This window comes from Gardnerella sp. DNF01144 (assembly GCF_049244245.1).
In the GTDB taxonomy this organism is placed as follows: domain Bacteria; phylum Actinomycetota; class Actinomycetes; order Actinomycetales; family Bifidobacteriaceae; genus Bifidobacterium; species Bifidobacterium piotii.
The window spans coordinates 1,191,234-1,215,966 of record NZ_CP058390.1; the positions used below are offsets into that span (position 1 = coordinate 1,191,234).

Annotated in this window: 23 protein-coding genes; 16 read left to right on the forward strand and 7 right to left on the reverse strand. The window is 42.6% G+C overall.

Features of this window, described 5'->3' with window-relative positions:
* Window positions 1-125: 125 nt before the first annotated feature.
* The 13 genes from HXT36_RS04940 (at window position 126) to nucS (ending at window position 13,928) form a co-directional block, all read left to right on the forward strand.
* A complete protein-coding gene (locus HXT36_RS04940) occupies window positions 126-401 on the forward strand; it encodes a DUF4244 domain-containing protein (RefSeq protein WP_004132315.1) in 276 nt (91 codons plus the stop codon).
* Window positions 402-593: 192 nt separating this feature from the next.
* Window positions 594-1,118: a TadE family protein gene (locus tag HXT36_RS04945; RefSeq protein ID WP_421778673.1), complete on the forward strand. Its 525-nt coding sequence runs from the start codon at window positions 594-596 to the stop codon at window positions 1,116-1,118.
* Window positions 1,115-1,519, forward strand: coding sequence for an Rv3654c family TadE-like protein (locus HXT36_RS04950; RefSeq protein WP_018632981.1), 405 nt, complete (start codon window positions 1,115-1,117; stop codon window positions 1,517-1,519). The genes HXT36_RS04945 and HXT36_RS04950 overlap by 4 nt, the downstream gene beginning before the upstream one ends.
* Window positions 1,520-1,650: 131 nt before the next feature.
* The gene (locus HXT36_RS04955; RefSeq protein ID WP_421778674.1) at window positions 1,651-3,915 is read left to right on the forward strand and encodes a DNA polymerase III subunit gamma and tau; all 2,265 of its coding nucleotides are present in this window, start codon (window positions 1,651-1,653) and stop codon (window positions 3,913-3,915) included.
* Window positions 3,916-4,524, forward strand: a complete 609-nt coding sequence (recR, locus tag HXT36_RS04960; RefSeq protein ID WP_004131082.1) for a recombination mediator RecR — start codon at window positions 3,916-3,918, stop codon at window positions 4,522-4,524.
* A gap of 194 nt (window positions 4,525-4,718) precedes the next feature.
* On the forward strand, window positions 4,719-5,483 hold the full coding sequence (locus HXT36_RS04965) for an aspartate kinase (RefSeq protein WP_004131083.1): 765 nt from the start codon (window positions 4,719-4,721) through the stop codon (window positions 5,481-5,483).
* Between the two features lie 143 nt (window positions 5,484-5,626).
* Complete coding sequence (locus HXT36_RS04970; RefSeq protein WP_032835986.1) at window positions 5,627-6,196, forward strand: ACT domain-containing protein; 570 nt, start codon at window positions 5,627-5,629, stop codon at window positions 6,194-6,196.
* A 77-nt stretch (window positions 6,197-6,273) separates the two neighbouring features.
* On the forward strand, window positions 6,274-7,341 hold the full coding sequence (locus HXT36_RS04975) for an aspartate-semialdehyde dehydrogenase (protein ID WP_060785795.1): 1,068 nt from the start codon (window positions 6,274-6,276) through the stop codon (window positions 7,339-7,341).
* Window positions 7,342-7,392: 51 nt separating this feature from the next.
* On the forward strand, window positions 7,393-8,013 hold the full coding sequence (locus tag HXT36_RS04980; RefSeq protein WP_004131086.1) for a DUF5701 family protein: 621 nt from the start codon (window positions 7,393-7,395) through the stop codon (window positions 8,011-8,013).
* A gap of 61 nt (window positions 8,014-8,074) precedes the next feature.
* Complete coding sequence (locus tag HXT36_RS04985) at window positions 8,075-8,776, forward strand: ABC transporter ATP-binding protein (RefSeq protein WP_060787039.1); 702 nt, start codon at window positions 8,075-8,077, stop codon at window positions 8,774-8,776.
* A 32-nt stretch (window positions 8,777-8,808) separates the two neighbouring features.
* Window positions 8,809-11,562, forward strand: coding sequence for an ABC transporter permease (locus HXT36_RS04990; RefSeq protein WP_421778675.1), 2,754 nt, complete (start codon window positions 8,809-8,811; stop codon window positions 11,560-11,562).
* A 65-nt stretch (window positions 11,563-11,627) separates the two neighbouring features.
* Window positions 11,628-13,100: an amino acid permease gene (locus tag HXT36_RS04995; RefSeq protein WP_016794337.1), complete on the forward strand. Its 1,473-nt coding sequence runs from the start codon at window positions 11,628-11,630 to the stop codon at window positions 13,098-13,100.
* Between the two features lie 42 nt (window positions 13,101-13,142).
* Window positions 13,143-13,928 carry an endonuclease NucS gene (gene nucS, locus HXT36_RS05000; protein WP_421778676.1) on the forward strand — a complete coding sequence of 262 codons (786 nt, stop codon included), beginning with the start codon at window positions 13,143-13,145 and terminating at the stop codon, window positions 13,926-13,928.
* Between the two features lie 69 nt (window positions 13,929-13,997).
* Here nucS and HXT36_RS05005 read toward each other — a convergent pair whose 3' ends face one another.
* Entirely contained in the window at window positions 13,998-15,365 is a 1,368-nt protein-coding gene (locus HXT36_RS05005; protein WP_346284157.1) for an ATP-binding protein, read from the reverse strand.
* Window positions 15,366-15,621: 256 nt separating this feature from the next.
* Between HXT36_RS05005 and HXT36_RS05010 the strand changes: the two genes are divergently transcribed.
* The 3 genes from HXT36_RS05010 to upp all read left to right on the forward strand — a co-directional run bounded on the left by HXT36_RS05010 (window position 15,622) and on the right by upp (window position 18,468).
* Complete coding sequence (locus HXT36_RS05010; RefSeq protein ID WP_421778677.1) at window positions 15,622-16,860, forward strand: NUDIX hydrolase; 1,239 nt, start codon at window positions 15,622-15,624, stop codon at window positions 16,858-16,860.
* 46 nt (window positions 16,861-16,906) lie between these two features.
* Complete coding sequence (locus HXT36_RS05015; protein ID WP_116286121.1) at window positions 16,907-17,566, forward strand: thymidine phosphorylase; 660 nt, start codon at window positions 16,907-16,909, stop codon at window positions 17,564-17,566.
* Between the two features lie 263 nt (window positions 17,567-17,829).
* Window positions 17,830-18,468, forward strand: a complete 639-nt coding sequence (gene upp / locus HXT36_RS05020; RefSeq protein ID WP_004120306.1) for a uracil phosphoribosyltransferase — start codon at window positions 17,830-17,832, stop codon at window positions 18,466-18,468.
* A gap of 132 nt (window positions 18,469-18,600) precedes the next feature.
* Here the strand turns inward: upp and HXT36_RS05025 are convergent, their stop codons facing one another.
* The 6 genes from HXT36_RS05025 to HXT36_RS05050 form a co-directional block, all read right to left on the reverse strand.
* Window positions 18,601-19,032, reverse strand: coding sequence for a hypothetical protein (locus HXT36_RS05025; RefSeq protein ID WP_016635920.1), 432 nt, complete (start codon window positions 19,030-19,032; stop codon window positions 18,601-18,603).
* Window positions 19,019-19,444 (reverse strand): type II toxin-antitoxin system HicB family antitoxin, encoded by a 426-nt coding sequence (locus HXT36_RS05030; protein ID WP_032812859.1) that lies wholly within the window; start codon window positions 19,442-19,444, stop codon window positions 19,019-19,021. Before HXT36_RS05030 ends, HXT36_RS05025 begins: the two co-directional genes overlap by 14 nt.
* 145 nt (window positions 19,445-19,589) lie before the next feature.
* Complete coding sequence (locus HXT36_RS05035) at window positions 19,590-20,393, reverse strand: type 1 glutamine amidotransferase (protein WP_421778678.1); 804 nt, start codon at window positions 20,391-20,393, stop codon at window positions 19,590-19,592.
* A gap of 14 nt (window positions 20,394-20,407) precedes the next feature.
* A complete protein-coding gene (locus tag HXT36_RS05040) occupies window positions 20,408-21,772 on the reverse strand; it encodes a MurT ligase domain-containing protein (protein ID WP_421779243.1) in 1,365 nt (454 codons plus the stop codon).
* A complete protein-coding gene (gene dnaB / locus HXT36_RS05045) occupies window positions 21,756-23,219 on the reverse strand; it encodes a replicative DNA helicase (protein ID WP_119529085.1) in 1,464 nt (487 codons plus the stop codon). Before dnaB ends, HXT36_RS05040 begins: the two co-directional genes overlap by 17 nt.
* A gap of 152 nt (window positions 23,220-23,371) precedes the next feature.
* A complete protein-coding gene (locus HXT36_RS05050) occupies window positions 23,372-24,727 on the reverse strand; it encodes an MATE family efflux transporter (RefSeq protein ID WP_421778679.1) in 1,356 nt (451 codons plus the stop codon).
* Window positions 24,728-24,733: the final 6 nt, after the last annotated feature.

Consider the following 24,733-nt stretch of genomic DNA (forward strand, 5'->3'; position numbering starts at 1 on the left):
TGAAAACGATTTTATATAAAAAGTCGCATATAAAAGTCTTAAAAATGGCACTTAAAAAATTTGTATCCAAACTGGGTACATAAATAAAAAATAAACAATAAATAAAAGAAAGGAAGGTAAGTAACATGAAAACAATTGCTAAAGCATTTTCAAAACTTTGTTGCGAGTTTACAACAAACGCAAACAAAGGATTGATTAAAGCAGAACAGGCGTGCAATAGTATGCAAAACCGCTTGAATAACAGTCTAAAGAAACTAGACGAAGGAGCAGTTACTGCAGAATATGCGGTTGTTCTTATAGCTGCTACAGCTTTTGCAACAGTTCTTATTGCTATTGCTAAGTCGGATGCTGTGCACAAAGCTATTGGCGAACTTGTTAAAAGAGCTTTGCACGTTAGCTAATGTAAAGAAGAATATAAGTTGTTAAGCACTGCGTGAAACATTGCGTGAAACATTATGAAGCTCTTGTTGATATTTAACAAGATTCGATGAGATTAAACAAGATTCAGATTAAACAAGATTAAAACAAGATTAAACGAATGCTAAAGAACTAAGCATAAACACTAATAATGGAGATTCACTAATGCGAAAGAAATGAGAAAAATGAAGAATTATACGTTTTTGAATATTTTCAACAAAAGGAATGCAAAAAATACGAGCATAAATAGTTACAAGCACACTAAAAGCACTAAATTCACTAAAGATGCTAAAGATGCTAAAGATGTTAAAGATGTTAAAGATGTTAAAGATGTTAAAGATGTTAAAGATGTTAAAGATGTTAAAGATGTTAAAGATTCAGGTGCAGTAACCGCAGAATTTGCGATTATTCTACCTACAGTTGCGATTCTTGCTATAGTGTTAATTTTTGTAGGCAAATCAGTAGTAAATACAATGAATTGCAACGATGCAGCAGGCCAAGTTGCCTACTACATTGCATCTACACACGATTCTAAAGAAGCTCAAAATATAGTGCATAAAGTATCTGGAAAAAATAGTTCTGTAAAAGTCGAATATGTTGGAAATATGGCAGATATTGTTGTTAGTTGCCCGGTTGTGCCAGACCCGCTGAAGATTTTGCCAATGCAAGTAGAAGCGCGCATTAGTCAGGTTTTAATATGAATCAAAAAAGAGCTAAGCGATTAATAACGCAATGCTTAAAAGCTAAACATTTACACGGAGCGGATTGCGGATCTGGAACTATGCTTGGCATAGGATTAGTAACCGCAATCTGCTCTATTCTGGTTCTTTGTGCGGTTATTGGAACGATTCTTGTTTCAAAACATCGCGCATATGCGTTAGCAAATGCATCGGCAATATCGGGAGCGGTTGCTATACAGAACATGAACGGAGACGCTTGCAAAATCGCGCAAAACACAGCTACAGCAAACAATGCAAAAATCGAGTCTTGTGTGGAAAAAGATAACGACATATCGCTAAAATTAAGCGTTCCTTTACACGTTCCAATGGCCTCTAGAATAACCGTAAGCGCTAAAGCGGGTTTAGTGGATTGTAGCGAGTGAACCATAATGTAGCATGTAGTAGAGTGCGCATCGTTAGCATGTTAGTACTTAGATGATTAAAATGGAACAGATGATTTGCTTAAACAGTAAGCGGATTTAAGTTAATATCTAGTTGGCGGTAGGTTATAGTTATGGCACTTGCGTTGTATCGAAGATATAGACCAGACACTTTTGAAGGTGTTATTGGTCAAAATCAGGTTACGATTCCGCTTATTAGAGCACTTGATCAAGGCAAAATTACGCACGCGTATCTGTTTTCTGGACCGCGCGGATGTGGAAAAACAAGTTCGGCACGAATTTTAGCGCGATGCATTAATTGTGAACAAGGGCCAACTTCTAAGCCGTGCGGAAAATGCCAAAGCTGTAAAGATCTTGCAACAGGCGGCCCAGGTTCTATAGACGTTGTAGAAATAGACGCAGCAAGTCACAACGGCGTTGACGACGCTAGAGAATTACGCGAGCGTGCAGGATTCGCACCAGCAAGAGATAGATATAAGATTTTTATTTTAGACGAAGCTCATATGGTAACTCCTCAAGGCTTTAACGCTTTGCTTAAGATTGTGGAAGAGCCGCCTGAGCACGTTATGTTTATTTTTGCTACAACTGAGCCAGATAAGGTGATTGGAACAATTCGTTCTAGAACTCACCACTACCCGTTTAGACTAGTTCCGCCAGAAGTAATGGGGCCGTATTTAGAGAGTATTTGCCAAAAAGAAGGCATTAAAGCACAAAAAGGCGTTCTTCGACTTGCCATGCGCGCAGGCGGCGGCTCCATGCGAGACACGCTTTCTGTGTTAGATCAATTGATGATTGGCTCCGTAGATGGCGTTATATCGCTAGATTCTGCGGTTGCTCTTCTTGGATTTACGCCTTCTAACTTAATCGGAGATGTTGTTGACGCTCTTATTGAAAAAGACGGAGCAAAACTTTACGAAACTGTGCAAAAGGTTATTGTTGGAGGCTTCGATAGTCGCAAGTTTGTAGAAGATTTGCTTGGTCGCTTGCGCGATTTGTTACTATTGGCTTCTGCTGGAGTAGATAGTGCTAAAAACTTGCTTGGGGATTTATCGCCAGAAGACATGCAAGTTTTGCAACGTCAATCAAGTCAGCTCACTTTGCGAAGCTTGTCTAGAATGGCAGAAATCGTAAATAATGCTTTTTCAGGAATGGCAAATGCTGTTTCGCCTAGAATGAATCTTGAAATTCTTGTTGCACGCTTACTTTGCACTAGAACGGATTCGAGCGAAAACATTCAAACACAAGTTTATGCAAAAAATGTTGAAGCGCCAAAAGCGAACGTAAAGCATTTTATTGGGTCGGCTGCGGCAAATGCGATTGAAACTGCAGAAACAGCTGCAAAGTGGCCAGAACAGCCAGAAAACGCAAACGCTAGCACAAATGCAAATGCAAGCGCAACTACAAGCGCGCCTCAAATTTTAGACGTTGACGAAGCTTGGAACAATCTTGTTAAAAGTCTTCCAAGCGATGTTCGCGAATACGTAGAAAGAAATCACGTTCCAAAAGTTAGATTAGACGAAAGCAATCCGCTAAAAAGAAAGCTTGTTTTAACATTTGATGAGCCTATAAGTCAGCATGCTTTTGCTCTTGCTCTTTGCACGACTGCTCCTTACGATGGCAAAAAAGTGCCAGTTGTTGTTATGAGCAAAGTAAAAGACGTTTTTGGTAAAGATGTTTCAATCGCGCCTGATTCTGTTGCGGAAAATGGACAAAAAGTTGAGTCTGTAGCAAAAATGGATCCGCAAAAGCTTGCGCAAGTTAAGCGCGAATTACTTATGCGCAAAGCTGGAATTGTAAAAGGATTTGGCAAAAACACAAGCGAGAAAAGCGAGTTAAATGCTGATAGCCCTTTAGGCGGTGATAACCCTTTAGATAATTCTTTAGATGATCATTTAGATAACCCTTTAGATGATCATTTAGACGCATCGCAAGATGACGCTTGGGCTAGTATGGCTTCCGCTCCAATGGGAGACGCAATTGCACCTGCGCGAGCGCAAAATAAAACGCAGTCGCAAGATAAAACTCAGCAATCGCAATCTCTTACTAATCAGCGAGAAAAGCAAGCAATAAAGCCAGTTGATTTTGATAGAGCGCAAAACGTGCAAGAAACGCAAGAATCTTATCAATCGCAAGAATCATTGCAAGAACAAGTTCCGTCGCAAGAGTCGTCACAAGCACAAACTCATTCTGCAGAGGGCATAAATGGCGCTCAAGAAGACGAATGCTCAATGCAAGACGAGTCTTTAGAATCCGCTACAAATTTGAGCATAGATGACTTGGAAAAAATGTTTGAAGTTAAATCTGTAAAAGAATTCGGCGCAAGCGACCCAAATAATCCTAAAAACGCGCGCGCTCGTAAAAGAAAGCAAGAGGAATAAATGCATAATGTGTCATCGTACGAAGGCGCAATCGGCAGAGTTATAGACGCATTTTCTAGCCTTCCTGGAATCGGCCCAAAAGGCGCACAACGAATTGCATTTTACATACTTTCGTCTTCTAACGCGCAAGCGCAAGAACTAATAAACTCGATTAACGACTTAAAAGAAAACGTGCGATTTTGCGAAATTTGCGGTAACGTGTGCGAACAAAGCCCTTGCGTTGTTTGCTTAGACCCTAGAAGAGATCACACAAAAATATGCGTTGTAGAAGAGCCAAAAGACATTATGAGCATTGAGCGCACGCACGAGTACGCGGGCGTTTACCACGTTTTGGGCGGAGCGATTAATCCAATGGCAAACGTGGGTCCTGCAGACTTAAAAATAACGCAACTACTTGAGCGCTTAAAAGACGCACAAGTAAAAGAGGTTATTTTAGCGCTAGATCCAAATATAGAAGGCGAAGCAACAGTTACGTATTTAGCGCGACTGCTTGAGCCGCTTGATATAAAGGTGACTAGGCTTGCAAGCGGATTGCCAGTTGGTGGAGACCTTGAGTATGCAGACGAAGTGACTCTTGGGCGCGCTTTTGCAGGAAGGCAAGATGTTTAGAGATTGCACGCGGAAATTGCACGCTGAAAAGTCGCAAGCAACCGCTAGCCAGAATGCACACCACTAATATATTGCAAAATAAAAATAAAAATAAATAGAGCACGCTTGGTAATCTGATTTTGTAGTCTGATTTTAGATTAGTTCTTCTAACGCGCGTGCTTTAGAAGCATAACAGCTGAACATAAGGGGTTAAAGTGGCTCTTATAGTGCAGAAATACGGCGGTTCGTCTGTAGAAGACACGGACGCAATTCAGCGCGTAGCAAAAAGGATTCTAGACACAAAAGCTGCTGGAAACGACGTTGCGGTTGTTGTTTCGGCTATGGGAGATACAACAGACAATCTTATTGACCAAGCAATGAGTGTAAACGCGCATCCGCCTGCCAGAGAGATGGATATGCTTATGACTGCAGGCGAGCGCATTTCTATGAGCCTTCTGGCAATGGCGATTCACGCGCAAGGCTCGCACGCATACTCTTTTACAGGGTCGCAAGCTGGTTTTATGACAGACGCGCAATTTGGAGCGGCGCATATTCGCGCTGTTAAGCCAGATCGCGTTCAACACGCGCTTAAAAAAGGCAGTGTTGCTATTGTTGCAGGATTCCAAGGAATCAGCGAAATTGGCGACGACACAACGCTTGGCCGAGGCGGCTCAGATACTTCTGCAGTGGCGCTGGCTGTAGCTTTGGGCGCAGATATTTGCGAGATTTACACAGACGTTGATGGCGTTTTTACAGCAGACCCTAGAATTGTTCCAACAGCAAAGCGAATCCCCGTTATTGACTACGATTCAATGCTAGAGATGTCGTCTTGTGGATCGCGCGTTTTGGCTTTGCGATGCGTTGAATATGCGCAACGATTTAGCATGCCATTGCATGTTCGCAGCTCGTTTTCGCACAGAAATGGCACTTTGGTTGTTCCTAATGGCGTAGATCCAAAAAGCCTGCCAAATCTAAGCTAATTATTTATTAAAAATATAGGCATAATACACAAAAATAAAACACAAAATAAAACACACAAAATAAGACGAAACGTAAGACACAGTAAATAAGCAGAAGCAATAGACAGAAGGCGGCAAAAATGGCAAATACAATAGCAAATAAAATGACAAATGTAGATATTCGCTCCACAATGGGCGATTTATTCCCAGACTTAGGACCAGAAACTCCTGTAATTTCTGGCGTTGCACACGATAGAAGCGAGTCCATGATTACTCTTAGAGGCGTGCCAGACAAGCCTGGAAACGCAGCAAAAGTGTTTACGACTCTTGCTACAGCAAACGTTAACATAGACATGATTGCTCAGGCAAGCGCATCTACCGAGACGGCAGACATATCTCTTACAGCTCCAAGCTCGGCTTTGGACGCCGTTTGCAAGGTTTTGCAGGGCGCGCGCGGAGAATTGCAATTTACGTCTATGGATGTGGACCCTTCTGTTGGAAAAGTCGCAGTTGTTGGCGTTGGAATGAAAACTTATTCTGGTCTTGCAGCCACCTTCTTTACAGCGCTAAGCGATCACGGAATTAATATTCTTATGATTTCCACATCCGAGATTCGCATTGCGGCGATTGTTCCAGTAAAGCAGCTCGACGAAGCGGTTCGCGCACTTCACACAGCCTACGGATTGGACGCAAGCAAAGTCGAAGCTGTTGTTTATGGAGGAAGCGGGCGCTGATCGCGCGCAAAAATCCGCTTAAATAATCGTAAAAATCAAAGAAACTCACGCAAAATCGCAAAAATAAGGGAGACAAAATGGCAATTATAAGCAACACAGGCGTAAACCTTGCGGTTTTAGGTGCCACGGGCCAGGTTGGAATGGTTATGCGTCGCGTATTAGACGAGCGCGATTTTCCAATTAAAAACTTGCGATTTTTGGCTTCCGCGCACTCTGCTGGAACTGTTTTGAACTATCGCGGCAAAGATGTTGTTGTAGAAGACGTGGAAAAAGCAGATTTAAGCGGAATAGACATTGCGATTTTCTCCGCAGGTGGCGGAACATCCAAAGTGTGGGCGCCGCGATTTGCGGATGCTGGCGCAATAGTAATCGATAACTCTTCTCAATGGCGTATGCATAACGATGTGCCTCTTGTAGTTGCAGAAGTAAATCCGCAAGATTTGAACGATATTCCGCGTGGGATTGTTGCAAATCCTAATTGCACAACAATGGCGTGCATGCCTGTTCTAAAGCCACTTTCTGACGCTTTTGGCTTAAAGCGACTTATTGTATCTTCCTACCAAGCGGTTTCGGGAGCTGGCAGAGCTGGTGCATTGCAGCTTATGAACGAAGCGCAAGCGGCTTTATATCAGGGCGCAGATAAGCTTGTGTTTGATGGAGATGCGATTGATTTTCCGCAACCAACCAAAGTTGCGCGCACAATCGCATTCAACGTTGTGCCATTTATTGGCGCGATTGTTGATGACGGATCGCAAGAAACCGACGAGGAGCAAAAGCTTCGCAACGAAAGTCGTAAGATTTTGCACTTGCCAAAGCTCGCAGCAAGCTGCACATGCGTGCGCGTTGGCGTTTTTACGGGTCACGGAATGAGCATTAATGCCGAATTTGAGCACGATGTAACTCCAGAGATGGCTCGCGAAGTGCTAAAATCGGCCGCTGGCGTTGCACTAGACGATATTCCTACGCCTCAGCTTGCTGCAGGAAAGTCTGCGAGCTACGTTGGCCGCATTCGCCAAGATCAAGCGGTTGATGGAAAGCGCGGATTAGCAATGTTTATTACAAACGACAATCTTCGCAAGGGCGCTGCGCTTAACGCTGTACAATTGGCGGAAATCGTAGCTAAAAAACGCGGATTTGCGTATTAATCAAGCTAAGTCGCACTCGCGATTGTAGAAAATTTTACGTAAAATGTAACTATGTCTATTGCTTCGCAAGAAATACAAAAACAGCTTGACCGCATTGTTGCCCTTGGCTACCCAGATGTTGCAGATATGAGTGCAGCGGCGTTCCGCGCTTTAGCATTGCCACTTATTCGCGCGCTTGAGCAAAGCGATTTGGGAACAAACATTCTTCTTGTGCCTACTCGCGAGCTGGTTTCGCCAGAATCTTTGATTTCTCGAACTAGCATTGAGCGAATGGCTGGGTTTACAACAATGCCGCCTAGAGATATTGCCAGCTTCTTGCCACAAGATGGTTTTGAGCCTCCAGAAGGGCCATTTTACCTTGCGATTGACCCGCATACGGGTACGTCGTATTTGAACCGTGAGCCAGATGTTGCTAGAAAGCTTATTGACTCCGACGAGCGCCTTCCTTTAACTTTAGAAGAAGGATTAGCAATTGCAACGCAGCATCCTGATTGGCTTGAAAGCAAAAATGGCTTTAATCTTTTAGGCTCAAAAAGCTCCGATGGAAGGGTTCCAAGTATTTGGATAAGTCAAGGAGCCGCACGTCTTGGCGCTGTTTGGCCAAATTCAAGGCACACTTGGCTTGGAAACGCATATTGTACTGCAAGACGCGGCGTATCGCTGTTCCAATAGAGCATCCGCAAACCCAGAAAACCCAGAAAACCCAGAAAAGTCCTATAAGTAAGGTGTAATTTTGGCATACATAACATTTGATCATGTTGTAAAAGAGTACCCATCTGGTACAGGCGTCGTGCGAGCGCTAGATGATGCCAGTTTTACAGCCGAGCGCGGCAAACTAACTGTTATTTTAGGCGCTTCGGGAGCTGGAAAAACTACAGCATTGAATATTTTAGGCGGCATGGATACAGCAACAAGCGGTAGCGTAACTGTTGGCGATTTAAATGTTACAAAGCTCAATGGCCGTGGGCTTGTAAAGTATCGCAGAGAAGATATTGGATTTGTTTTTCAATTTTATAATCTTGTTCCAAATTTAACGGCATTAGAAAACGTGGAGCTTGCCTCCCAGATTTGCGCGGATCATTTTGACCCAGCTCAAACACTTATTGACGTAGGTTTGGAAAACAGACTTAACAATTTTCCAGCCCAGCTTTCGGGCGGCGAGCAGCAGCGAGTTTCTATTGCGCGTGCACTAGCTAAAAAACCTAAGCTGCTTTTATGCGACGAGCCAACCGGCGCATTAGATTACGAAACTGGAAAAGCTGTTTTGCAATTACTTCAAGATATTTGCCAAAAAGAAGGCATGACGGTTCTTATTATTACGCATAACGCGGCGATTGCTCCTATGGCACACAAAGTTGTGAGATTCCATTCTGGGAAAGTCGTAAGCGAAACTGTTCAAGAAAATCCCGCTGCAATCGCAGACATTGAGTGGTAATGCAGAAGGGTGATGCATAGTGGTGATTTATAGTGAATAACAAAACCGTAAAATCCAAGATAATCAAGCGTAAAACTGCGATTCGCACTAAGCGCGCACACTCCATTTTGCCAATAGTTTTTATTAGCGCCGTACGAATGTGGATTCATGAATGGCGCCGTTTTTGCGTACTCGCCGTTATAGCAATGCTTGGAGTTGCTGTTATGACAGGCATCTACGCAGGCTGCAACGATATGCTTCTTGGTGCAAACAATGTTTACACAAATCTCAAAGCTTACGACTTGCAAATCGTATCTACTCTTGGATTAACTAAAAACGATGTTAAAGCAATCAAAAAATTGCCCATTGTTAGCGAAGCCGAGGGCGAAAAGTCTTTTAAAGCCACCGCCCACCCGCTAAATAATGCCAGTTTGTCTTACGCAATGAACCTCGTTCAATATAATCACGATTCTAAAAATCTAAATCGACTGCATCTACTGCGCGGCAATATGCCAACTAATAATCACCAAGCTGCCGTAACTGAGCGATTTTTGCACGATAGTGGATTGAATATAGGTAGTACGCTGTTTTTAAGTGTGCAACAAAACTCTGGTTTGCCTAATGCTACTAGTCAAAAGCAAAAATATAAGATTTTAATTACGGGAAGTGTGTTGGATGTTAACGATTTAGACAATCCAAACGGGTATCAGTCAAAAGCTTTCCGCAACTCTGTTATATCGAGATATCCAATTTTTACATCTGCTGCTAGCAAAAGCACTAATAACCACCCATACACATCTATATCGGTGCGATTAGCAGAGCCTAGCCGTGTTAATGATTTTTCGCAAAAGTATCGCGCAATTGTGGCAGATGCTTCAAATCAGATTAAAAATAGCGTACAAAGCGATTGCCAAAAAACGCGCAGAAATCAAGTTATAGAAGACCAGACAAATCAAAAAGTAAATCAGACTATAGCCAACATGCCAATGCTTAAAAACGCTCCCGACTCGGTTTTAGCTAAGGCTCGTGCGCAAATTTACGCAAAAATTAAGCCAGAAGTAAAAAAGAACGTTCCTAAAGCAAAATGGTATATTGCTACTCGCGTTGAAAATGGCAGCTATGCTCGCTTGCGATCCGACGTAGCTTCAATTCAGTCGCTTGGATATGCCTTCCCAGTGCTTTTTCTTGTAGTGGCAATGATGATGAGCCTTACAGCCATGGCAAGAATGGTAGAAGAAGAACGAGCGCTAATAGGAACGTACTTAAGCTTAGGTTATGGACGTTGCGCAGCAATAACAAGGCACGCTTTCTTTGCGATTTTTGCATGCTTTATAGGCGGTGGCATAGGCGATATTCTGGGATTCTTAGCAATTCCATCTTTACTACTTAAGATTTTGCGCGGATTGTACACAGTGCCAGGAGTTGTTTTACGATACGATTGGCTTTACGGCTCGCTTTGTGTGCTCGCGTTTGTAATACCAGTTGCAATATGCACAATAATCGTAAGTTGGAGGGAAACAAGGCAGGTTCCAGCAACATTACTGCGTCCAAAATCTCCAAAAGCTGGCGCTCGCGTGCTGCTTGAACATCTACCTTTTATTTGGAATCGTCTAAGCTTCCTAAACAAAGTATCTATAAGAAATCTAGCTCGTTTTAAAAGCAGATTATTTATGACGATTGGCGGCGTAGCTGGCTGCACGGCGTTAATTGTGTGCGCGCTGGCACTAAACGATACCGTTGCAACACTTGGCATTCGCCAATATGACGGCATTTACCACTACGATATGATTTCTATTTCCACTCCAGATGCATTCCAAAATATGAAGAAAAGTGTGCAAAAAGATAAATCCAACAATCTTGTTGATACCATTTTGCCTGCCTACATTAGCTCTGGAGAAATCGCAAAAAGCGATACAGATAATGGTAAATCTAACAGCAAATCACATAACAGCAGCGTTGAAGATTCCGAAAGCGTGCAGATTGTAGTTGTTAAAGATTCAGCAACGTTGTCTAAAATGGTTAATCTTCAAGACGTTAATAACAATTTGCAAACTATTTCGCTTAACGATAACGGGCCTCTTCTTTCTCAAAGCGCGGCATCATCGCTTAACATTTCTCGCGGAGATTATATTAAAATAACTAATTCCAACTTTAAACACGCAAAAGTAAAGTTACAAGCCGTAGTTCGCAATCTTATTGGCTCAAACATATACATGACTTCGCGCTGCTACGAAAAAATATTCGGCTTTAAGAATGGAAAAACCATTAAACACAACGCTTTAATGCTACAACTTCGCGGAAAAGACGACGCAAAAATGCGTTACGCCGATAATGTTGCTAACCAAGAAGGTGTTCTTGCTGTTATGAGCATTACGCGTATGAAACACGCTTTTAGCTTCGATTTAATGAATGCAGTTGTTGCGCTTATAGTAACTTTGGCTGCTGGCTTAGCATTAGCCGTGCTATTCACATTGGCAAGCACCAATATCTCGGAAAGATCTCGAGAGATAGCTACGTTGAAAGTTCTTGGGTTCTATCAAAAAGAAGTTCATGCCTACGTGCATAAAGAGATGTTTGCACTCACAGTAATAGGCGTTCTAGTTGGTTTACCACTAGGAAGACTAGTTGCTGGCTTGCTAACAAACGCCTTGCGAATGCCAGCACTGTATTTTGAAGTCGAGGTATCTTGGCTAAGTTATGCGATTGCTGGCTTTGCAACGCTGATCTTTGCTCTTATTGTTCAATGGTCAACCAGCCCAGCGCTAGACCGCATTGACCCCGTAAGCTCGCTTAAAAGTGTGGAATAATAATCCAATATTTAAGGGTTCCTATAAAATTGAAAGCTCACGTCTAAAAGAATGGAGTTATAGCAATGAGTGATATTGACCAAACTAACAATGGTCACACTAACAAGATGGAGCGCAGCCTTACAAAAAGACACGTACAATTCATTGCTATAGGCGGAACAATCGGCACTGGCCTATTCCTGGGTTCTGGCAAATCCATTAGTCTTACAGGCCCAAGCATTATGTTGGTGTACATAATTGTTGGCTTAATCATGTTTTTGCTTATGCGTGGCATTGGCGAACTCATGTATAAAGACCCAAATCAGCACACTTTTATTAGCTTTATTACAAGATATTTAGGCAAAGGCTGGGGCAATTTTGCAGGATGGTCGTATTGGATAGTGCTTGTGCTTATTGGCATGAGTGAGATTACGGCAGTTAGCACGTATTGCGTTACTTTCTTCCAAACTTTTGGCATAGACGTTAGCAGCTGGAAATGGCTTATAGAAGTAGCGTTTTTGGCTGCTTTAGTGTGCATAAATCTGGTTGCTGTAAAGCTATTTGGAGAAACAGAGTTTTGGTTCTCAATGATTAAAATCACGCTGATTGTGGCTCTTATTGCAACTGCTGCAGTTATGGTTATTATTGGCTACCATTACCCTGCAACACAGATTAGTGGCGTTGCAAATCCTGCAGGACACGCAGGCTTTGACAATATTTTCAACAACTTCTCGCTTGCGCCAAATGGGTGGCTGGCATTTTTGATGAGCTTCCAAATGGTGTTCTACGCATACCAGCTTATTGAGTTTGTAGGCGTTACAGTTTCGGAAACTAAGAATCCTCGCCAAGTTTTGCCAAAGGCGATTAACGAGATTATTATGCGAATCTTGATTTTCTACGTTGGAGCGCTTGCTTCAATCATGCTGATTGTTCCTTGGCAACAATTTAAAGCTACCGATTCTAAAGGCGTTTATATGTCTCCGTTTATTATGGTTTTCCAATATGCGGGGCTTCATTGGGCTTCTGCGCTTGTGTTCTTTGTTGTTATTACGGCAGCGTCTTCTGCGCTTAATTCGCTGCTTTATTCTGCAGGAAGGCACATGTATCAAATTGCGTTAGAATCTAATTCTCCTGTTCTTTCGCATTTGCGCAAAGTTTCGCGCACTAAGGTTCCTGCGCGAGCAATCATTTTTTCTGCTGCACTAATACTGTTCTCGCCGATTATTAACTCAATTCCTGGAGTGCATGGCGCGTTTATTGTGTTTGCTTCTGCGTCTTCGGCAGTAATAATCATGATTTACATTTTGATTATGGTTACGCATAGAAAGTACCGCGCTTCGGCTGATTTTATGCCAGACGGATTTGTTATGCCGCACTATAAGCTGCTTAATTCACTAACGATTGCTTTCTTTGTGTTTGTGTACATAACGCTGTTTATTAGCGAAGACACTCGCGGATCTGCGATTGGCGGCCTTATTTGGCTCTTGCTTTTTGGAGGCTATTGCGCGTTGCATCAGCGCTGGCAGAATCGCGATTTAGCGGCTGCTTTGGGCAGATAGTTTTTGTGCAAGTAATTACGCTATTTATGCTACGCTTTTTGTGTGCGAATTATTGTTGCGGATTGTAGTGCAGAATACACTGGTAGGCTTAATGCAAGTCTTCCAACAGCTAAGCGCGTCTTGCTTCTTAAAGAAGACGGAAGCGTGCTTATTTTTTCGGAGATTGGCTCATACAAGCCACTAAATTGGATGGTTGCTCCGTGCACGATGCACGTTGAGAAGGATTCTGGCGAGGCTGGCGATTCTGGCGATTCCTGCAATTCTGGCGAATCCGATATTGAATCTTGCGAAGAATCTAATGCCGAAAATGCCAAATCTAATGCCGAATCTGTTTTTGCAAACGGAACTGTTCTAAAAATCGCAGCAAAAAAGGGCAACGACATACTTCGCATTGTTTTGCAACACGTTTATAGCGATTCTTCCTACGACTTAGGCGAGGACCCAGGCCTTGTTAAAGACGGCGTGGAAGAGCATTTGCAGCATTACTTAGCAGAGCAGATTGAACGCATTGGCAAAGGTGCAAAGCTTGTTCGACGCGAATACCCTACTGCGATTGGTCCAGTGGATATTATGGCTAAGGATTCTAACGGCGTTCACGTGGCTATTGAGATTAAGAGAAATGGCGGCATTGACGGCGTTGAGCAGCTTACTCGATATTGCGAATTGCTAAACCGCGACCCACTTCTTAAGCCCGTTCGCGGAATTTTTGCAGCGCAAACGATTAGTCCACAAGCGCGCGTTCTTGCGCAAGATAGAGGATTTACTTGCCTTATTTTGGATTATGACGATATGCGCGGTGCTGATTCAAACGAGCTGCGACTTTTTTAGGCATACTCACGAATCGCGTTTCGCACGCATCCACGCATCCACACAGTCACAGTCACACAGTCACAGTCGCTAAATCTCAAGCGTTCCAGCAGCCAAATCGCCAGCCACGAACGTCATAAAATAAAATGGCATAGTCGCGATTTTCTGATTTGCATCATAGCCATAATTATTTTTAGAAACTTTTATTGCAAACTCAAACTTGTTGTGCATTGCAAACTTATTTAAAGAGTTAAGAGTTCCTCTGCCTTTTTTAACATCAATCGGAAAAAGCTTGTTATTTGATTCAATTATAAATTCCAATTCCGAATCCGATTTTCCGCGCCAATAAAACAGTTTTAAACCATTTGCGCTAAGTTCGTTTGCAACGTAATTTTCGAAGAAAATACCAGATAGCGTATTGTCTCTTTCGCTTGAAATAAAAGATGCTGCATTAACTCCGCTTTGATACGAGAACATGCCAATATCGCACAAAAATAGTCGGAAATTACTTTCGTTTTCTTGCATAAGCGGCATGGTTATATGCTCTTTGAGTTGGAATGACTGATTAACAATATGGGTCATAAGCAGCCACTGAATGGACGTAGCAAAATCTCTAGTTCTACTATCTTTTTTAATAAGACCAGCTGAAAAGTTTTTTGATTCCTTATTAAGCTCTCTAAAAATATTCTCAAATAAAAGTCGAGATCTTAAAATCGATTCGCTACTTGCTTGATACAACTCCATATCTGCAAGATAATTGTCATAAAGCGAGCGCAAAATCTCACGCGATTCTAGTAAATCTTTACGTTCAATATATGCTTCTACTGCTTCTGGCATACCTCCAATCAGCAAATATTTATACACCTCGTTTAACGCAAGATTATGTATTTCGGAAGAAAGCGCTTGCTTAGAATCATAAGCTTCACGCACCTTAGAATATAAAAGACTGTTATTGTTTAGTAGGAACTCACCAAAAGTCATTGGATAGATTGTTATCTGGTCAATTTTGCCTACTGGAAAGAGGAATTGACCAACTGCTGATTTCGACGAATTTTGCTTGTGAGCTTCGCGATGCAATTTGATTCGCACCATTGAACCCGTTGCAATTACGTGAATTCTTCTAAAATCTTGGCAAAAATATTTAAGCGACGAAATAATATTTGGGCATTCTTGGATCTCGTCAAAAATCAGCAAAGTGCCTTCATCTATAGCCTTGGAAAATCGCAAAGACAAGTATTCTATAATCTTTTCTGCGTTTGCTGTGCTTTCGCAAAAGTTACGAACCTCATCTTCTTTTTTAAGATCGATGTAAATATAGCTATTTTTATAATACTTTTCTGCAAATAGATCTTTTACTAGATACGTTTTGCCAACCTGACGCGCACCCCATATTATTAGTGGCTTGCGATTTGGTTTACTATTCCAGGCGATTAATTTTTGTAATGCTAGTCGTTTCATGGCTTACTCTTTTTAATGTTGATATTACAACGATTATAGCATTATTTGCCAGTTTTGGGATGTTTTTTGAGTAATTATTTGCCAGTTTTAGGATATTTTTTACGCAATAATTTGCCAGTTTTAGGATATTTGGAAGATTAGCAAACAATAACAACACTTTTGCTACGCACGTTTATGCCAGTCATGCCTGCGTACAAAATATAAAACATTAAAGCACAACTAAAAGTTACAAAAGAAAAACGCTAAAATAGTGAATATGAGTGCAACAGTAGCGAAGAGATATGTTGAAGCAGCTGGCGGTATTATCTACCGCTTGCGCAAAACTGCTAGCAAAGAAAGCAAGTCAAGCAATCCGAACATCACAAATCCAAATAAAGATTTCGGTAATGTTGGCAGCGAATCCAACGCTTGTAATCAAGTGTTAAACGAAAGCAACATAGAACTTTGCCTTGTTTACCGCCCAAAATACAACGATTGGAGCTGGCCAAAAGGCAAGAACGAAGCCAATGAATCGCATCGTCACACTGCTGTGCGCGAAGTTGGCGAAGAGACTGGCTACGCAGTTACACTTGGACCACATATTGCGCAAATCGAGTATCCACTCGAAAACGAAGGCAAAAAATCGTCTGCAAAAAACGGCATAAAAAGCAGCACAAAAAACGGCTCGCAAAATAACGATCAGCCAGAAGTAATCAAGCGAATTCACTATTGGATGATGCGCGAAATCAGCGAAGGCGATGCAATAAAGCGACTTCCAGCATTTGGCCCAATAAAACCAGCAAAACCTACAGAAATTGGCAATGTTATTTGGCTTACACCCGAAGACGCTCGCAAAAAACTTACGCACGATAGTGATCAACTTGTTTTAGACGCATTCCTTGAACGAATAAAGTCTGGTCAAGCAAATTATAAAACGCTTATTCTTGTGCGTCACGGCAAAGCGGAATCGCGAAAAGCTTGGCAAGGCAGCGAAGCCACTCGCCCAATCACACCTCTTGGGTCCGCCGCATCATACGCGCTCGGTCGCGAGCTTGCTTGCTATGCTCCAAACAAAATTGTTTCTTCTCCTTGGAGGCGATGCTTGGAAACTGTAGACGCTTTTGCAAAAAACTCTTCAATCAATATAGAAAAAGTGGCGGAACTTACAGAAGATTTTCACGAGAAAAATCCAAAATCAACTCTAAACGTGCTAACAAGTGAAATAAAAAATCTCATAGATACAACTAACGATGGCAACACAACAGAAACAACAACAAAAACAAAAACAAAATCAGAAACACCAACCGCAACAACAGTTATGTGCTTGCATCGCCCAATTATTGGAACATTTTTTGCGCATTTAAGGGATATTTCTAAGCCAAAAGCAAATAAACGCATACTTAGTCAAAAATCGCCATATATGCCTACTGGAAGTGCCGTAATTTTGCACATTGTAAGCTCCAAAAAAGGTCCTAAAATCGTAAACATAGAAAAGGTTTTGCCAATTGTCTACTAATATTAATTCGCAATCGGGTTCAATTCACTCTAGCAGATCCGCGTTTATGCCAAGCCCAATCGGCTCGAATCGCCCTAGCAGGCCAGCGCAAATGGACCCAGCAATGCTCGCGCAAATTGAGGGCGGCACAGACCCACAAATCGTAAACGAAATTAGTCACACTTCAGCTGCCGTTTTGCTAAACCGCGTTCATAAAACGCAAACTCCCGAAATTGTTGAGCGCGTGCTTAACTTGGTAGAAAACGAGGGCATTGAAATTATTGCGGATTTATGGAGTAAAGCAGAGGCTCAATCTCTTCCTGGAATGCTTTGGCGATTGTATTTGCTTAGAACATCACTACGCAAAAATGGCGACTCTTATGCTGCATATTGGCGCATTGGCGAGCCAGAGGCCACTAGCGCTTCGGCGATTACTGGAGTTGACGAGTCTCCTACAAAAGAAGATATTGCGCGACTTGCCGACTCGATTCTTTCTGGCGCGTTTACTGGCGATTTTGCTGTTGCGCTATATCGCGCTTCTGCGTTTAGCGCGATTATTTCGCGCGGAATGCGCACGTACGCAAAAAGACTAGGCCAGACGCAAAATTCTGAAAGCAGCAGCGCGCAAAAAATTGCCAACGTTTTGCACACTTGCGCTAACATGCACGCGCTTTCTTTAGACTTTGCTAGCGGCGCAAAATTGTGGCAGGCAGGCAAACTTGATTAGATTATTCGCGGCGCGCTGAAATCAAAAAGCATGTATACTCGGGAAGTGACGCTGGCTTGTGCTTAAGCCCCGGGCTCCATTTTTTGCCGCTGCGAGCGGCGTTTGCGCCGACAGGCGCTTTCGCAAGTCAGCGTTTTTAAGATGTTTTAAATTCTCCAACAATTCACAAAATTCAACCTTCATTAACAATTGTTTATATTTTTTCTAAATAATCACGGCACGCCGCTAGCTTAACGTGCAATGCTTGCACTAATCTAGAAGGTATGGATCTTCATGTTTTACATCATCCGCTGGTGGACCACAAGCTCACCGTTTTGCGAGATAAGAATACACCATCTAATATTTTCCGCGAGTTAGTTTCCGAATTGGTAACTCTCGAAGCATACGAAGCAACACGCAACTTGGAAGTTAGCGATCGCGAGATTGAAACTCCTATTTGCAAGATGACTGGCAAGCATTTGAACCGACCACGCCCAATGGTTGTGCCTGTTTTGCGCGCTGGTCTTGGTATGCTCGACGGCATGACTCGCCTTCTTCCAACCGCTGAGGTTGGATTCCTTGGCATGAAGCGCGATGAGCAGACGCTCGACATCGTCACTTATGCTAACCGTTTACCAGAAGATTTGACTGGTCGTCAATGCTTCCTTCTTGACCCAATGCTTGCTACCGGTGGCACTCTTATTGCTGCTACGCACTACTTGGCAGAGCGCGGCGCTAAAGATGTTACTGCTATTAACATTTTGGCAGCGCCAGAAGGCTTGGAGCGCATTGAGAAGGAGATTGATCCTTCTATTGACTTTAAGGTTGTTGTTTGCGCTGTAGATGAGCATTTGAACGACAAAGCTTATATCGTTCCTGGTCTTGGCGATGCTGGCGATCGCTTGTACGGCTTGATTGACTAATAATCACCAGCTAAATCAAACGAAAACTAGAATCAAAATCTAGAAATAAAACTACAAAATAGCCTGCTGATTTGCAATACTTTGCAAACTTCAGCAGGCTTTTGTATTTACATCTTTAATTATTTGTCGGTCTCATATTCGTTTAATTTTATTACTATTAAATTCCAGTTCGTGAATACTCCATAACACCATTGAGACAACTACGATAGATGCAGCTGCAACAGTAGCAACATTAACTTGCGGTCCACGATCCATTGTGTACTTGACCATTCCACGATTCAAAACATGTACAACAATAAATTGGCCAAAGAATATTTCAATAAAGCCAGCAAGTATTAATATGATATCAATAATAATTAATATTTTCTTACGAATTAATCCTCTATTACACAACCCAACAATCATTTGAATTATTGGTGAAATAATTGAAACTAACACAACACCCAAAAGACTTAAATCAAAATCTGCTGGATACTTTCCTGGCATTTTAATAAGCAATAAAACTGCTAAAAATACAAAAGATAATGGTAAAAACCATTCTTTCCAATATTTAACGACGAACACGATAATAAGCTCCTTTAGCATATAAGACTTCTAAAGCATCGCGCAAAGTGCCACTGTAGCTGATTCCAGCTTTTTGTGCCCAAGTGTCAAGCCAAGCTGGAACAGTAACATTTTTACGAACTGCCTGAGAACCGTATTTTGCAGCATAGGAATCCATATCAAGCGCAACCATAGACAACTTTGAATTAGGATTTTCTACAACAATATCACTAATATCACTAGCTTTTGGCGCAGTCTTACCACTTTCGAGTTCTGTAAGAACCCATCCACTTGCTGCATCTTCTGCCATAATCAGAGCCTCTGCAAGATTACTACCGCCAGTTACACACCCTGGCAAATCAGGGACTTCTGCAACAAAACCTCCGCTATTATCTTCGTATGGAGTAAGAATAACAGGATACGCTAATTTCATCATTTCACCTTTGCTTCACTAATTCCCGCCTGACGCCAAATTGACTTAACAACAGATGGGTTAATGCGTAGATTATACACACTATGCGCATAAAATAAAATAATCAATCAAATTTCTACTAAATCATGCATACGCCTATGTTAATTTACCGCGGACGAGTTATGGCGACTTTTCGAGCGCGCTCGGCTAATTCGTCTAATTTAGCAAGCTCTGCGCGTTGAGAATCAGTCTGCTTTGGCGCAAATTCTCCGTAACGATTTTGCGCAGCAGTGCGAATTAAAAAGTCAGCCAGACGCGGATTTTTTGGCAAAACCGATCCATGCATATAAGTGCCAATAACGTTGTACTTGCGCGCACCTTCCGTATGATCTTCGCCGTTGTTTCCACAATTTTCGCCATCAACCAATCCAAGTGGCTGCGTTCCATCTTGCAAGCTTGTGCGCCCAGAATGATTCTCGTAGCCCACAATATCACCAAAATCGGCACTATGCTCAACAAGATTTCCAATCATGCGCACATCTTGACCAACCGTATGCTCGCCAAGTATTCCAATTCCTTGAAGCTTTTGCCCCTCAACGGTTTCAAAATACTCTCCAAAAAGCTGGTAAAGCCCGCAAATCATAAGCATTGGAACGCCATTTTTTGCAAGCTCCCGAATCGCGTCTGCGCGCGCAAATAAATCATCTGTAACTCTGCTTTGACCATGATCTTGGCCGCCGCCGCCAAGAATCATATCTACTCGCTCTGGCCAAGCATCACCAACGTTGTACTCGTGCAACACGGGCTTGTAACCATACAATTCCGCTCGACGCATAATCGTAAGCACATTGCCATAGTCGCCGTAAATATTCATGTCTTTTGGGTATAGCGACACAATATCTAATACGCGATTCTCGGTTTTGCTTGCAACTACAGTATTCGCTTGACTAACATCACTAACATTATTCATGACGACTACTTTCTTTACTTTCCAACTCCAACGTCTTTAACGCTTGCGATTTGCCCCAATGTATCTCGCACGCGAAGCATTGCAGTGTATGTGCAATATATGCGTTTTGCGTTTTTAACATTGCTACTAAAATCGCCATTTACAAAGGCTTTAACGTCTTCTTCTAAATCGGTGTTCACATTTCTAGAAGCAACTTTGTTGTATTGCAAACGCAAAGCCATATCCCACGCACGTGTGCCAGAAACGCAAGCGACTCCAACGCCACTAAGGCTCGTAAAATCAACGTCCCACAGCCAGCTCATATCTCGCCCGTCCGCATATTCGTCGCAAATCGCAATCATGGTATCGTGATTTGCAGGCTCACACGAGGCGAGCGCAAGTCTAAATCCAATAGGATTTTTCACTAGAACAAGCTCCACAGGAGCGCCGTTAACTTCGATTACTTCGCCTCGCCCAAACGCTGGCGTTACGCGAGAAATCGCATCCATAAGCGCATCGTCGTTAAATTTTGCCAGCGTTGCATCTTTTTTAGCAGCATCCGCCAAAATAGCGCGCAAAATCGTAGACGCAGCAGCCGCGTTAAAAACGTTATACACGCCTCGCAACTTAACGTTAGTAGTCTTTCTGCGCCCATCAATCAAAAAATCGGCCTTATTGCCATCAACTTTTGCCAACACAACATCTGCATGCAAAAGATTGCGCGAATCATCATGCAAAGCATCACACGAATCGCCAGCCAAATCATTATGCAAATCGTCGTCGGTTGGAAACATGCTTCTTAACGAATCATCCAAACCAAAATACTTTACTTTACAAGGCGGCAAAACGTCTTTAGAAAGCGCAGAAATTCGCGGATCTTCGCGATTTAGTACAACTACCTGCTTAGTCGCACGAGCCACATTACTCAACAATTTAGCTGTAGTGTCAATCTCGCCAAATCTATCTAACTGATCTCGCATAACGTTTAGAAGAAGCGAATAGCGCGGCTTTATTTGATTTACAAAATGCACAGCGTAAGCTTCATCAAGCTCTAAAACAGCTATATCCGCATTCAACTTTGTACCAAAAACAGGCATTTCTTGCACAAGCGACGCCACGACTCCGCGCGTAAAATTCGATCCCGTAGGATTTGTAAACACGCGCAATCCAGCATCTCTAAGCATAGACGCAACCATGCGAGTTGTAGTGGTTTTGCCATTAGTTCCCGAAATTAGCACAACTCCGTAAGGCAAACTCCCTAGCGTTCTAGCTAAAAACCCACTGTCTAGTGTTTCTACAACTTTGCCTGGTAAAGCGCTTCCGCCGTGATGCAATGCTCTAGAAACCGCGCGAACCAGCTTTCCTACAGCAGGCATAAAAGCATCAAGCAGACTGGCCATCATAGCCTCCAACAGCATCGTTCCCTTGTGCATATGATTGCGACTGGTAGTCTTGCGGCATATCTTTAAACTTAGATGTTGCTCCAAGAAAAGCTAGATTAAACGTTCCTGTAGGGCCATTACGATGCTTTGCCATAATAATGTCTGCTTCGCCAGGGCGATCTTCTTTGTTGTAAAAATCAGGCCTATGCACAAGAAACACAACGTCTGCATCTTGCTCAATAGATCCCGATTCGCGCAAATCCGAAAGCTGCGGCTTTTTATCGTTTCGCATTTCTGGTCCGCGGTTTAGCTGGCTTAGTGCAACAACTGGCACTTCTAGCTCTTTTGCAAGCAGTTTTAACGCGCGCGAAAACTCGGAGACCTCTTGCTGCCTCGATTCAACCCTTTTACCCGAAGTCATAAGTTGCAAATAGTCGATTACAACTAGCTTTAAGTCGTTCGTTTGCTTTAGTCGCCTACATTTTGCGCGAATTTCCATAAGACTCATATTTGGGCTGTCATCTATAAAAAGCGGAGCATCCTTCATTTTTGACCAAAACGCGTTTAGCTTAGTCCACCTATCGGTTGTAATGTCTTCTGGAGTTCCACGATGCATTGCCGTCATTGGAATATCCGTTTCGGCTGCAATTATTCTTTGAGCAAGCTCCAATTTGTTCATTTCTAGCGAGAACACTATTGTTGTCATATTGTGATGCAACGCTGCAGAACGCGCAAAGTCGATTCCAAGAGTTGACTTTCCCATTGCAGGTCTACCAGCTACGACTACCATTTGCCCAGGCTGCAAGCCTTGCGTACTATCGTCAATGTCTCTAAATCCTGTTGGAACACCTTTTTCAATCTCGTTGCTTTGCAACTTGTCTAACTGCTCGAGAGCGTCTTGCACAACAGGACCAATAGCAGAATAATCCTGATGAACTTTGCCCGAGCTCATCTCGTAGACTTCGGATTGTGCAAGGTTCACAACATCTTCCGCTTGGTCTCCAGTGGCCGAATAGCCCATTTGCGCAATCTTTGTTCCAGCAGCAATCACGTTTCGCAAAATCGCATTTTTGTGCACAATATCCGCATAATATAGCGCGTTTGCGGCTGTAGGAACGCATGCTACAAGGCTATGCAAGTAGTCTGCTCCACCAATTTTCTCTAAGTTTTCGTCTTTTAGAAGCTCATTTGCAACTAAAACAACGTCTACTGGTTGCGACCCAGAAAATAGGCTTATAATCGCGTCGTAAATTGTTTGATGCTTTGGAACGTAAAAGTCTGCCGTTTCTAGGATTTGCGAAACTTCGCCAATAGCATCTTTGCTCATTAGCATTCCGCCTAGAACGGCCATTTCTGCGTCTTCGTCGTGAGGTGGAACCTTGTCAAACAAGCTAACATTAGCGTTAGCGTTGTTTAATCGGTTTGAGTCTTTTCGATTTGACTGCCACATATCATTATCTGCCATAAAATCGAGTATAAACGTCTGCACGGAGCACGCAAACAAAAGTTTATATAAACTAACACAAATCGTAAGTTAAATGCTTTGCGATTTTACGAATCAACTTAAAAGTCACAAGTCACAAATCACAATTCACAAATCAACTTAAAAATCACACTTCACAGATTTGCGCACTTCATCCAATCATCCGTTTTAACTCTAAGCGAATTTCCAAGCGCGCGTCCGCCAATATACACAGCATTAAGAGCAACCCACAGCGATATTGTTTTAGTAACATCTCCCGCAAAAAGAGCCACATTTGCCACACAAACCGCACTAATTGCAAGAAGATAAACAACTGCTGTAATTGAGCATGATTTAGCTAAATACTTGTGATCTCCAGCTCCGATTAACACTCCATCTAGCGCCCACATAAATCCAGATAGCGGCAAGAAAATTCCAAGAATCGTCATTCCGATTGAAACCAAAAGTTGAACTTCGGCATTTGGGCTAAACAGCGGAGAGCATAACCATCCTGCAAATATCATTAGAATTCCAACGATTACGCTACTTAATGCTCCTACCTGTGCACAAACTTTTGTTATTACATTAGCGCGTTTTAATAAACCAGCTCCAAGCGCAGATGCGACTATTGTTTGAGCTGCAATTCCTATAGCGTCTAATATGTTCATAACAAAATTCCAACAAGAATTTGCAACTTGATATGCCGCTAAAGTGTTGGTTCCAAGTCGCGCAGCCGCTGCAACAGTTGCAACCATGCACGCGCGTAATGCCAATGTGCGTATAAACAGCGGAATGCCACTTCCAGCGCTTTTAAGTATGCTATGTGCTTGCGGGCGCAAACGTGCTTTTTCGCGAGCTGCCCAAAAAATCGCTGGAAGCGTTAAAACAATGCCCATATACCATTGCGCTATCATTGTTGCTATTCCAGAACCAGCAATGCCAAGGTTCATTCCAAACACAAATAGAATATCTAAAATAGCGTTTAGTGCAGCTCCACTTATTGCAGCAAAAAGCGTGATTTTTACTTTGCTAAGTCCTCTAAAAATGCCATTTGCAGCGTAAATTAGCAACATTGCAGGCAAACCTGGCATAACAGTTTGAGTGTAAATAATCGCGTTTTTAAGCGTTTCGCCGCTTGCTCCAAAGCTTTGGCAAAGCGGACTCGCAAACACCATTAAAACAAGCGTTAAAACAACTCCAAGCGCGAGCGCAAGCCACAATCCATCCATTCCAACGCTTAACCCTTGGCGATTTTTGCCGGCACCCAATAGCCTTGCAACTTGGCTTGTTGTGTTGTACGCCAAAAACAGGCATAGCCCAGTTGTGGTTAAAAGCACGGTTGAGCCTATTGAAAGCCCCGCTAATTGCGTTTTACCTAAATGACCTACTATTGCAGTGTCTACTAAAACAAACGCTGGTTCTGCAATAAGCTGGCCAAATGTAGGAATAGCTAGAGAAAATATGTGTTTCAGTAGGTCTTTTTTGTTAACGTTTTCACTCTGATTGCTCATAATAAT

Coding starts and splice junctions, on each gene's coding strand:
- HXT36_RS04940 (WP_004132315.1), top strand. CDS start 126: ATGAAAACAATTGCTAAAGCATTTTCAAAACTTTGTTGCGAGTTTACA.
- HXT36_RS04945 (WP_421778673.1), top strand. CDS start 594: ATGAGAAAAATGAAGAATTATACGTTTTTGAATATTTTCAACAAAAGG.
- HXT36_RS04950 (WP_018632981.1), top strand. CDS start 1,115: ATGAATCAAAAAAGAGCTAAGCGATTAATAACGCAATGCTTAAAAGCT.
- HXT36_RS04955 (WP_421778674.1), top strand. CDS start 1,651: ATGGCACTTGCGTTGTATCGAAGATATAGACCAGACACTTTTGAAGGT.
- recR (WP_004131082.1), top strand. CDS start 3,916: ATGCATAATGTGTCATCGTACGAAGGCGCAATCGGCAGAGTTATAGAC.
- HXT36_RS04970 (WP_032835986.1), top strand. CDS start 5,627: ATGACAAATGTAGATATTCGCTCCACAATGGGCGATTTATTCCCAGAC.
- HXT36_RS04975 (WP_060785795.1), top strand. CDS start 6,274: ATGGCAATTATAAGCAACACAGGCGTAAACCTTGCGGTTTTAGGTGCC.
- HXT36_RS04980 (WP_004131086.1), top strand. CDS start 7,393: ATGTCTATTGCTTCGCAAGAAATACAAAAACAGCTTGACCGCATTGTT.
- HXT36_RS04995 (WP_016794337.1), top strand. CDS start 11,628: ATGAGTGATATTGACCAAACTAACAATGGTCACACTAACAAGATGGAG.
- HXT36_RS05005 (WP_346284157.1), bottom strand. CDS start 15,365: ATGAAACGACTAGCATTACAAAAATTAATCGCCTGGAATAGTAAACCA.
- HXT36_RS05010 (WP_421778677.1), top strand. CDS start 15,622: ATGAGTGCAACAGTAGCGAAGAGATATGTTGAAGCAGCTGGCGGTATT.
- HXT36_RS05015 (WP_116286121.1), top strand. CDS start 16,907: ATGCCAAGCCCAATCGGCTCGAATCGCCCTAGCAGGCCAGCGCAAATG.
- upp (WP_004120306.1), top strand. CDS start 17,830: ATGGATCTTCATGTTTTACATCATCCGCTGGTGGACCACAAGCTCACC.
- HXT36_RS05030 (WP_032812859.1), bottom strand. CDS start 19,444: ATGAAATTAGCGTATCCTGTTATTCTTACTCCATACGAAGATAATAGC.
- HXT36_RS05035 (WP_421778678.1), bottom strand. CDS start 20,393: ATGAATAATGTTAGTGATGTTAGTCAAGCGAATACTGTAGTTGCAAGC.
- HXT36_RS05040 (WP_421779243.1), bottom strand. CDS start 21,772: ATGGCCAGTCTGCTTGATGCTTTTATGCCTGCTGTAGGAAAGCTGGTT.
- dnaB (WP_119529085.1), bottom strand. CDS start 23,219: ATGGCAGATAATGATATGTGGCAGTCAAATCGAAAAGACTCAAACCGA.
- HXT36_RS05050 (WP_421778679.1), bottom strand. CDS start 24,727: ATGAGCAATCAGAGTGAAAACGTTAACAAAAAAGACCTACTGAAACAC.